General features: G+C 45.7%; 8 protein-coding genes. 5 read left to right on the top strand and 3 right to left on the bottom strand.

The genetic code is table 11. The features are described 5' to 3' along the window. On the bottom strand, positions 1 to 1,777 hold a 1,777-nt coding region (locus tag EGI32_RS18780; RefSeq protein WP_255155455.1), incomplete at its 3' end, for a hypothetical protein. Positions 1,778 to 1,894: 117 nt separating this feature from the next. On the opposite strand from EGI32_RS18780, the gene EGI32_RS18775 reads away from it, so the two are divergent. The 3 genes from EGI32_RS18775 (at position 1,895) to EGI32_RS18765 (ending at position 4,424) form a co-directional block, all read left to right on the top strand. Then, positions 1,895 to 2,353 (top strand): hypothetical protein, encoded by a 459-nt coding sequence (locus EGI32_RS18775; protein WP_255157128.1) that lies wholly within the window; start codon positions 1,895 to 1,897, stop codon positions 2,351 to 2,353. 15 nt (positions 2,354 to 2,368) lie between these two features. Further along, complete coding sequence (locus tag EGI32_RS18770) at positions 2,369 to 2,770, top strand: hypothetical protein (protein ID WP_255155485.1); 402 nt, start codon at positions 2,369 to 2,371, stop codon at positions 2,768 to 2,770. A gap of 589 nt (positions 2,771 to 3,359) precedes the next feature. After that, positions 3,360 to 4,424 carry a hypothetical protein gene (locus EGI32_RS18765; RefSeq protein WP_255157127.1) on the top strand — a complete coding sequence of 355 codons (1,065 nt, stop codon included), beginning with the start codon at positions 3,360 to 3,362 and terminating at the stop codon, positions 4,422 to 4,424. Between the two features lie 83 nt (positions 4,425 to 4,507). Here EGI32_RS18765 and EGI32_RS18760 read toward each other — a convergent pair whose 3' ends face one another. Both EGI32_RS18760 and EGI32_RS18755 read right to left on the bottom strand, forming a co-directional pair. Beyond that, positions 4,508 to 4,975 (bottom strand): CYTH domain-containing protein, encoded by a 468-nt coding sequence (locus EGI32_RS18760; RefSeq protein WP_255157125.1) that lies wholly within the window; start codon positions 4,973 to 4,975, stop codon positions 4,508 to 4,510. 114 nt (positions 4,976 to 5,089) lie between these two features. Next, positions 5,090 to 6,526, bottom strand: coding sequence for a serine hydrolase (locus EGI32_RS18755; RefSeq protein ID WP_255157124.1), 1,437 nt, complete (start codon positions 6,524 to 6,526; stop codon positions 5,090 to 5,092). A 964-nt stretch (positions 6,527 to 7,490) separates the two neighbouring features. On the opposite strand from EGI32_RS18755, the gene EGI32_RS18750 reads away from it, so the two are divergent. Further along, complete coding sequence (locus EGI32_RS18750; protein WP_255157122.1) at positions 7,491 to 9,107, top strand: hypothetical protein; 1,617 nt, start codon at positions 7,491 to 7,493, stop codon at positions 9,105 to 9,107. 10 nt (positions 9,108 to 9,117) lie between these two features. Continuing rightward, positions 9,118 to 9,627 (top strand): hypothetical protein, encoded by a 510-nt coding sequence (locus EGI32_RS18745; protein ID WP_255156106.1) that lies wholly within the window; start codon positions 9,118 to 9,120, stop codon positions 9,625 to 9,627. The last annotated feature ends 75 nt before the right edge of the window (positions 9,628 to 9,702 follow it).

Genomic DNA, 9,702 nt, shown 5'->3' with positions numbered 1-9,702 from the left:
TGCCCCCTTTCTTTTTAAAGGTGATGGTTACTTTATTGATGGGTTTGCTGCCCGTGAAATCGGGGAGGGAATAATAGTTGCCGATCTTGCAGCCCGAAGAGGGCATGGTGAGCATCACCCATCCGGCGGCGTCTTTTCGGTTCATGTCGCCGGGCGATACATCTACCGCAAACGTTTTATCGCCCTGGCCCGAGCCAAATTTCAGGTCGAGCCGTATGCCGGGCGTACCCCAGGGTACATCGCCTTTTTGCACCATCACATCAAAGCTGAATTCAAAATCGCCGCTTATGGTATTGAATTGTCTGGGGGCTGCATTTTTCTGCAGCTTCAGCCATTTTCCACCAATGCCGGCCACTTCCTTCACGCCTATCGTTTCGCCCGACTGGTTGCGTTCGTTCGTCCAGGCGGCGGGGGCCGCATCGATGGCTACCCCTGAAAAATCTTCATAAAATGCGATGGACCTGTCTGCCGCATATTTCTTCGCCGTTTCGGATAAAACAGCCGGGGCCTGGTTATTATTTTTCTCCTCCGCGGCTACATACGCATGAGGCTGATAAGGGGTTATCACTTTATCGTTCCCAAAATAATAATCGTATACATAATCGTAATTGAAGCGGTTGATAAAGTTGTCCATCAGTTCTGTATTTCCTGCATCGGCTTCGTTTATCATGGCTTCCATCCGGAAGACAATCCATTGCGGGCCACCGGTGGCGCAGGCTTGCTTCACGCCTTTTTTGAGGCGGAGCAGCGCATAGTTGGAAGAGCCGTAATCCCGTTCTTTACTTTCGGCTTCAGTCTTCAGCCAGGTGATGGGTTTGCCCGCGTCTATATTGGCCAGGTCTATCATATCTGCATTTTCGTGCAGGCCGCGGAAGTAGGCAAACTTATCGTGATAGTCTTTAAATTGTTTTTTGAGTTCCTGCAGGCCAGCTTTGGCTTTTTCCATCAGGTCGGGCAGCTGGCTGCCGCCATTTTTGGCAAGGCTGTACATCGTGGGCAGCCTGCTTTCGAGGCGGGTGAGAAATTCGCCGATGGTCACCTGTTCAAAAGGCAGTGGCTGCCTGTCTTTCGTCATCACTATTACATAAAATGCGCCCCTGCCCGAAAGTGCCTGCCCCGGTACAAAATAGTGATCGTATTTTTTTAGCGCCGGGCTATTGGTAAAATTGCGGTATTGGGCCAGCTCTTCATTGTGTGGCCTGTCAAATTCCCCTTTCATTCCTTTGCTGTAGCGGGGCATGGTGCAGTAATATTCGTCTTCGCCTGAAAGTGAAATGATCTGCCGCGTGAAAAGCTCCACATTATTGGCCATCATATTGAGGGTCATGTACGACATGTTGCCATTCATGGGGGCAAATTTTTTGGTGGCCGTCTTTACCAGGTTGTGGTGAAACCTTACATAGCCACCATATGTATTGGGCAAAGCCTTGCGGTTATCTTTTTCGGCCTCGCCGAGTCCGTAAGAGCTGTTGGTTTTGGGCAATGCTGGCTCCGGCGCCAGTACCGACAGCTTCGGCTCGCCCAGCAACCCCTTGCAGGTATAACTCTGCTGTATCCAGGTGATGAACTTTTGGGTGCACTCTGTTTGTCTGGCCGGGTAGCTCCAGCCGTATTGTGCAAAGGGCCTGGCGGGTTCTTTAAAGGTAAGCGTGTTCATCCAGCCCACCTGTACGTTCTCTACATCCTTGCGTTCGTACCAGCCCCTGTTGTTAGTGGGCTGCGCCATCGCGGTAAGCGATATCAAAAAAATTGACAGTAATGTGCAGATTGATTTCATGGGATAAAAGTATCGCCCGGGTGATTTGTTGCCTATACCATAAAAGCGGGATATTTTTTTTGCCGTTACCCGGAGAGGGTTTGCCGGGAAGACGGGAAGAAAAAAGCACGGGGTTCTGTGAGGCTTATTGATGCACCGCAATGCCACCACCTGGTGCCCAGACCTGCGGCGAAAAGGAGGTGCCGGGAAGACGGGAAGAAAAAAGTACGGGGTTTTGTGAGGCTTATTGATGCACCGCAATGCCACCACCTGGTGCCCAGACCTGCGGCGAAAAGGAGATGCCGGGAAGACGGGAAGAAAAAAGTACGGGGTTTTGTGAGGCTTATTGATGCACCGCAATGCCACCACCTGGTGCACAGGCCTGCGGCGAAAAGGAGGTGCCGGGAAGACGGGAAGAAAAGCCAAATTACAGGGAGTAAAAATAGTAACAAGCCATACAAATCATTTTTCTTCCCGTCTTCCCGGCAAACCGTCTTCGCCGCAAAAAATAAATACCGTCCGCAGGGTATGGCATATTTTGCCTGCGGCTGTTACTTTTACATCATTACCAAACTCAGGCAGCAACCCCTGCCCTAACCTAATACTACTATTATGAAGAAGCTGATCTTTGCACTCGCCCTCATGGTATTTTCCAACGCCGTATTGGCACAACTTTCCATCACCACCAACTACAGGCAGGATGGTATATGGGACGCTAAAAATGAAAAATGGAATGTTACCAGCACCGATAAGGGTGCCACTACGCTTGAGTTCGACAAGAAGCTCTCGATGTTTGAGCACACCACCCCCACCATCTCTTCGCACTACGATATACTGGAATATAAATACGACGAAAACGCCAACTCCTACACCATGAAGGTAAAAAGCGATGCCGGCAACGAGTACGAAATGATCATTGATGGAAAAAACAATTGCGTGGTGTTCTTTTACTGGTACAATAAAGAATACGTGATGGTGCGCCACACCATCAACGAAACATGGATACGCAAATAAATTAACCGGGAGGGATGGCTTAATCTGCCAGGGCGCCCAGGCCTTTATTGGGAGAAGACTTCGGGCTCATCCACATCCTGTTTACTACAAAAGCGAGGATGGTGGCAGCGAGGAACAGGATGGATAGTTGCATGATGATTTGATTTTTTGTGTTGGAGGGTATCGAAATACCCGATCTGTTTTACCACACAAAAATAGCCCGGGCAAATGGAAACCGGGCGGCACTTACCGGGGCGAACGGGCGTTTACCGAGGAAATGAGCAAGGGGGTGCCGGGAAGACGGGAAGAAAAAGGAATGCGAAATTTTGTGCAGGCACATTGATGCAACCGCAATGCAGCCGCTTACTCCCCAAGACCTGCGGCGAAACCGGGGGGCCGGGAAGACGGGAAGAAAAAAGTACGAAATTTGTGAGGCACATTGATGCAACTGCAATGCCACCGCGTGGTTCCCAGACCTGCGGCGAAAAGGTGGAGTGGGGAAGACGGGAAGAAAAAAAGTACGAAAATTTGTGAGGCCTGTTGATGCACTGCAATGCCGCCGGTCATTCAGTTTTTTAAATTACCTTTTAAACGCACTTATAGAATGGCTATGAAAAAGATCAAAATATGTTTGTTATTGATACTGCTGTTTTCGGGCAGCATTTCCTTTGCACAATCGGATTACGAAAAATACCGCGACCTGCTCAACCGTTACAAGGAAGCCGTGGTAAAAAAAGACAACATGCCCGAGCGCTATAAACTCGTGGAAGAGTTTTTTAATCTCGATGCCAGCTGGTTTCAGCGATCGTTTCAAAACTGGGCGCGGGAAAATAACCAGAAGTACCGGTATGTAGCCCGGCTGCTCAAAGATTCCAACGAGCCGCAAGACCTTCTGCACGCTGTTGAATATTACAATTATTTCCTGCATAATTATATTAACAGCAACAACTACAAGGATATCTACAGCTATGAAACCGTGGGTGACAGGCTGGAGCTTTCGCAGATATACCTCTCCGGCTTTTTATATTACTGCATCAGCAAACAGATCAGCTATGCCCCCGAATACGCGGTAAGCGAAAGCTGCAAATGGATCGACGATGGTAAACTGCTCTATTCTTTTCCTAAAGCCGAAATAAACCAGAAGTTTATCCTCGGTCTCGATACCGCCTCACTCAAAAACTTCAGTCCGCAGGCCTACAAAATTTTCCTGGTGCTCAACCATGCCAAAAACGCACAGGTGATGAACCAGCTGGGCATCAAATCCAAAAACGACAACGACGTAAAAAATGCCAAAGCCTGGTATAAGGCCGCGATAGAATACGGCAATGAAGATGCTAAAACCAACCTCGCCAATGTAAATAAAAAGGTAGAAAGCTCTTACGGCCTGTTCGACTACCGGCGCACCGCCCCCTTTGCTGACGCCACTTACCAAACGCTGGATAAACCTACCTACACTTCTACCGCTACCCTCGAAGAAACCAAAAAGTACAACGAGTGGTGGGAGCAAACCTATGGCCGCGGCGGCTCGCAAAACCGCACCCCCATGCCCAACTACAATGTAGCCCCTGCCCGGTACACGCCATCCAAACTATCGGATGCCGACCAGCACAAGAAGAACATGGAGCAGATCACCCGCGAAACGGAGAAGCAGCTGAACAATGGATTTAAGAATTAAGGATGGGTTTTATGCCGGGAAGACGGGAAGGAGAAATCGCCGACACTTCGGGTAACTCAGGCTTAACCCATTTAATTTTTTTGCTACCATTTGCTGTAGGGGTGCGTGGTGAGGTTGGCATTGTAATATTTTTCTTCCTCTGTTACTTCATCTGCTATCCAAGCAGGTACCATAAATTTCTCCTCCTCGCTTTTTAGTTCAATTTCGGCTACTATCAGCCCCGCATTACCGGCCAGAAATTCATCTACTTCCCATAGGTGCCCACCTGCTTTTATTTTGTACCGGATCTTTGATAGCTCTGCTATGGCAAAATGGTCGAGCAGTTCCGCGGCTTCGTGTTGGGGTATTTCGTATTCGTATTCGGGGCGGCTGATGCCGGTGGTAAGCCCTTTGATGGTAAGAAAGGCGGTAGAAGGGGTAATGCGCACGCGAATGGTTTTGGCCGCATCGGTGAGGATATAGCCCTGCCGGAATAATTCGCCGGCAGGCTTCTCAAGCTGCTGCCATTGCTGGTGATGGACTAAAAATTTGCGTTCTATTTCGAGTGGCATTGGTAAATATTTAACCCAAATTAAGATATAAAGATCAGAGCGGAGGCAAACAATCAACGTAATGGTGTTAACAAACAAGGTCGCTCACGGTTTTTCTTTTCCCATCCATTTGCATCACCGCAGCTTTTGCAGGATGTATGCCCCATGCTGGTTGCGGGGCTCCAATGCCGCCGCTTTTTCAAAATACCCGATGGCCGTTTTTTTATCATTATTGCGCTTGTAGGTTTCGCCCAGGCTTTCGAGCGGCCCCGCAGATTTAGGATATTCGCGGGCATTGAGTTCAAAAATACCGATGGCATCTTTTATGTTGCCGGCACGCCGCAGTTCCAGCCCGAGATAGTTGAGCTGATTTTCTTTGAACACGTATTGTTTATCTTTTCCCGCCTTTAGTTGTTGGTAGAGTTCCACCGCGGCGTTCAGCCCATTCGTTTTTATAGTTGCCCTCAGGGTATCCAGTAATGCCCAGGGATACCGATAGGCTTCTACTTTTATGGAAGAATCGAGGATATGCCAGCCGATATCGGTTACAGAATTGTTGGAGTTGGATAACACCACCACCCCGATCTTGTTTTTTTTATCGATGCCTAAAAAGGTGCGGTAGCCGGCTGTTCCGCCATCTTTGTATAAAAGGTAATTGCCGTTGTTTTTGGAGAGTGTCCAGCCCATGGTGGTGTAGAGATTGTCATTCCCATCTTTTTTTGCCTGCTCCACATGGGTAAGCTCCATAGCCGGGTACAGGCCGGTTGCCAGCATTCCAAGATTAGCTTCGGCAAACGTGAGCAGGTCGTTTACATCCGACCTCAGGGCGCCGGCACCGTCCAATACCGCAAGATCGGTAAACACGGTAGGCTGCCCGTATTCCGTATGCCCGATAGCCATGTTAGCGAGCCTTTTTTTGTTGAGCGTGACCACCGTATTGTTCATCTGCAACGGTGTTCCAATCCTTTGCTTTACCAATGTTTCAAAATTTTTGCCCGCTACGCGGCAAAGGATATTTCCCAGCAAGCCATAGGCGGTATTGGAATAGCGCCACCTGGTATCGAAGTCTACATCGGGCTCAAACCCCGACACGTATTCGTACAGTTGCTTCTCGGTATAATCCGCATAGGGATTGTCCCAATTTTTGGGATCCACATTATAAGGAAACCGCGGCATGCCCGAGCGGTGTGTTGATAAAGTGAGCAACGACATTTCCTTCCCGTTTTTTACCGGTGTTTTTACCCATGCGGGAAGAAACATGGAAATGGGATCTTCCAGTTTCAGCTGATGCTTCACCGACATATCGGCCAGTAACAACGAGGTAAACACTTTGGTGATAGAGCCTATCTCGTACAGCGTGTTGCCATCGGGGGCCACAGGGTGTGCATCGCTGATGATGCCTTCGGCAAAAATATGCCTGCCGCTACTGTCGATAATCCCTACAATAATGCTTTTGCTTCTTTTGTTGGCCACTTCTCTTTTTATGATGGCTTTAATACTGTCTAAAGGTACCTGGCCAAAGCCGGCACCCATTATCAACAAAAAGCTAAGAACACAGGAGATCTTTTTCATGTTGAATGTTTTTTAAATGATGCCCCAATGTGTTGAACATAACATTACCTCCGCCAATGCGTGGTAAAGGATGAACAGTGCTGTTGAGTTGAAGTTGGTGGGCAGCTGCCTAGGTAGCTGAATATTATCAGGCAACTGTTGAAATGCGCCGCGGCCGAAAGAGAGTTTCCAATTAAAAGCCGGGGCAATTCCTGGTTAAATATACGAACATCCGAAAGATTGAACACTATTTTTTGCGATGGATTGCCACGGCAATTTGCAGGAGTTCCGCGAAGGACGATACCTTGAGGATGCCGCCGTCTGGTCTCCGGGCCAACGGCGAAAATCAGGTGCCGGAAAGACGGGAAGAATGAGCCGTTGTATAAACTGGTTATTTATTATTTGCAATGGTTGCACCTCCCGGCCACCAACCACGGCCAGCAGTACTAACAAAAGAGTTTTCGCAAGTTGAATGCCGTGGCGTGGCCTCCCGGCCTGCCATGGGCGCAAGCGAATATTTAAGGTGGAAGCGATCCGGTCAGTTTATTGGAAGTTTGTTAAACCGGAACGCGGCTGGCCGGGAGGACACGCCGCGGCGACGGGGCAATTTTCACCGCGGATATTTTAGCCAGGAATTTAGCGGGAGGTTTTGCCGGAAAGACGGGAAGAACGAGCCGTTGTATAAACTGGTTATTTATTATTTGCAATGTTGCACCTCCCGGCCACCAACCACGGCCAGCAGTACTAACAAAAGAGTTTTCGCAAGTTGAATGCCGTGGCGTGGCCTCCCGGCAACTCAGTTTAATAAAGCCTGTGAGTTTAAATAAGCTTTTTTTTTCAAATAGAAAAAGTTGAAATGTGCAAGCATTCTTTTACTGCAATCCTTATTTTTGGGATAATCAACGACCAAATAGTCTTTGGTTAGGTGTAATAATCCGACCATCACCTAAACTGAAGGTAGGAGTCAATCTGTAACCCTTACTATATGAAAGCGAACCCAAAACTGCTTTGGTGTCTGATGCTCTTCATGAGCTTTATCAGTATCAATTCATGTAAAAAATTGAATGAAGACAACTCAAAACCACGGGTAAATTCTGATGACATTGAAAGTAAATTTTTTAATTCCCATCGAACAACAAATGTTCGGGAGAAAAAAATTATTTCATTTTTAAGATCAGAAAACTTAAAGTCTAATTTTGTAATACCTACAGTTGCTTTAATAGGTTATCCAAGATGGGATAAAACGGTAACCAAAGAAAGTCCTACTACTATTTCTGAAAGATCCCTGGATTCTACTTCGCAAACATATTTTGTACCATTTGTAAGGGATGAAGATAACTACGTTAACTCTGCAATGGTTATTAAAATAAATAATACAGATACCACTTTTTTTTATAAATCAGATTGGGAATACACAACTTTCGAAAATAATATCGAACAACTAAATGATAGTGCTGAAAATTTTGCGACCTTCTTTATGACTCTTGATTATGTCGTCTTTGGGTATAAAAATTTTAAAATTATTGACTCTGCATTATTTAGAAACTCCAACGGATCAGCAGATAGAATCATGCTTGATTCAATTCAGTTGACTGTTAGCGATAACCTTTTAGTAGCAGTAGAGTATTGTTCTCCTACAGAAATATCCTGGAACGCATGCCCTAATCCAGGTCAGTGTAGGGGTATCGGAGGAGCTTGTGATCATTGTTTAGCTTATTGTACAAAATTTTTAAATGTAATGTATTGCTGGACAGGAATGGTTGAAACCGGAGGAAGTGGTGGTAGCGGAGGAAGTGGAGGCGGCGGCGGAGGAGTCCCTAATCCTCCCCCTTGTGGGGGCCCAATAGGAGCAAGGGGAAATACACCTTGTACCGGGGGAGGCGGTGGTGGGTGGACTCCTATTCCTGTTGAAGACGATCCGCCACCTTATGTAGCACCAGCAACAATAACAAACATTGATTTATCTGGTATTGATGATCCATGTCTCACGGCGGTTTTGACTTCCCTGGGGGTAATAGGACATAAATCTTTCATATTAAGAACCTATCATTCCCAAAATTTTACAAATCCAAGTGGGACACAACAAAAGTTTAAGGCAACTTACACTGAGGATAATGCGTTAGTTGGAAATAATGGGTTGCCGGTGCCAGCACAGACCACAATTAGCATATTACCGGATGGGACAAATAATATTCAAATTGCCTTGAATCCATCAATGTTTCAGAATTCTTCACGAGAATGGGTTTCAGCTGTAATTTTACATGAGTTAATGCATGGAATTCTTCTTGTTCGGCGTCCTGATTTAACTGTTACAGGAAATTACTCGCAAACGTCAAAAAATCATCATGTTTATATGTTTGAAAATAAAATTCCTTTGGCAATTAGAGAATCTTTAAAAGAATTGTTTCCTTTAATAGACGATCATGAAGCAATAGCTCTAGGAATGGATGGATTAGATGAAGCTTACCGTGACCCAGGTACGGGTGAAATAAATGCCATTAAAAATACTTTTTCTATTACAACCTATTTTCAAAACATTTTAAATGCAATAGATATTGCCCAAAAATATAGAGCAGCTATATTGGGAGTACCTTTTTGCTAAAACCTAACTTATGAAACAGACTTTTTTATTAATTTCTTTCTTTTTATTTACTGTTATCGGTTTAGCCCAAAAAAATAATGGGTTGTCCTTGAAAGATTATCCCGAAGATAATTTGAATGCATATTTTGACAGTATTAACAATCAGAGTAAAGATAAAATTTCATTTCTAACCCATTCTTACGATTGTTACGTGATATTTACAGTTAATCTTGATGGTAGTTATAACGATTTTGAGATTTTAGAAAATTCTCTATCGCCATTACATCCTCAGATCAGGAAGTACATATTCTCTTTGTTTCAACCTACTAACGGCAAATGGATTTTGGACGCTTCCGATGAAACTTCAACATCAAAAAAAGCGGTTTTTTTGTTTTCCTTCATCAATACTAAACAGTCGATGGAAGAGCGTGTTAATGACCAATCCCCTCTAGTTGAATTCTCTCTTATGACATTACCCGAAGAAAAACTAAGGCGAGGAATTCCTCTAAATCAAGAAAAGAAAATTACTCTCAAATTTTGATTTCCGAATAAAAAGGTGGAAGCGATCCGGTCAGTTTATTGGAAGTTTGTTAAAACGGAACGCGGCTGGCCGGGA

It is taken from the genome of Ferruginibacter sp. HRS2-29 (assembly GCF_024343615.1).
Classification (GTDB): Bacteria; Bacteroidota; Bacteroidia; order Chitinophagales; family Chitinophagaceae; genus Ferruginibacter.
Note: the sequence above shows the minus strand (reverse complement) of the source record. Positions and strands in the feature narration are given on the sequence as shown.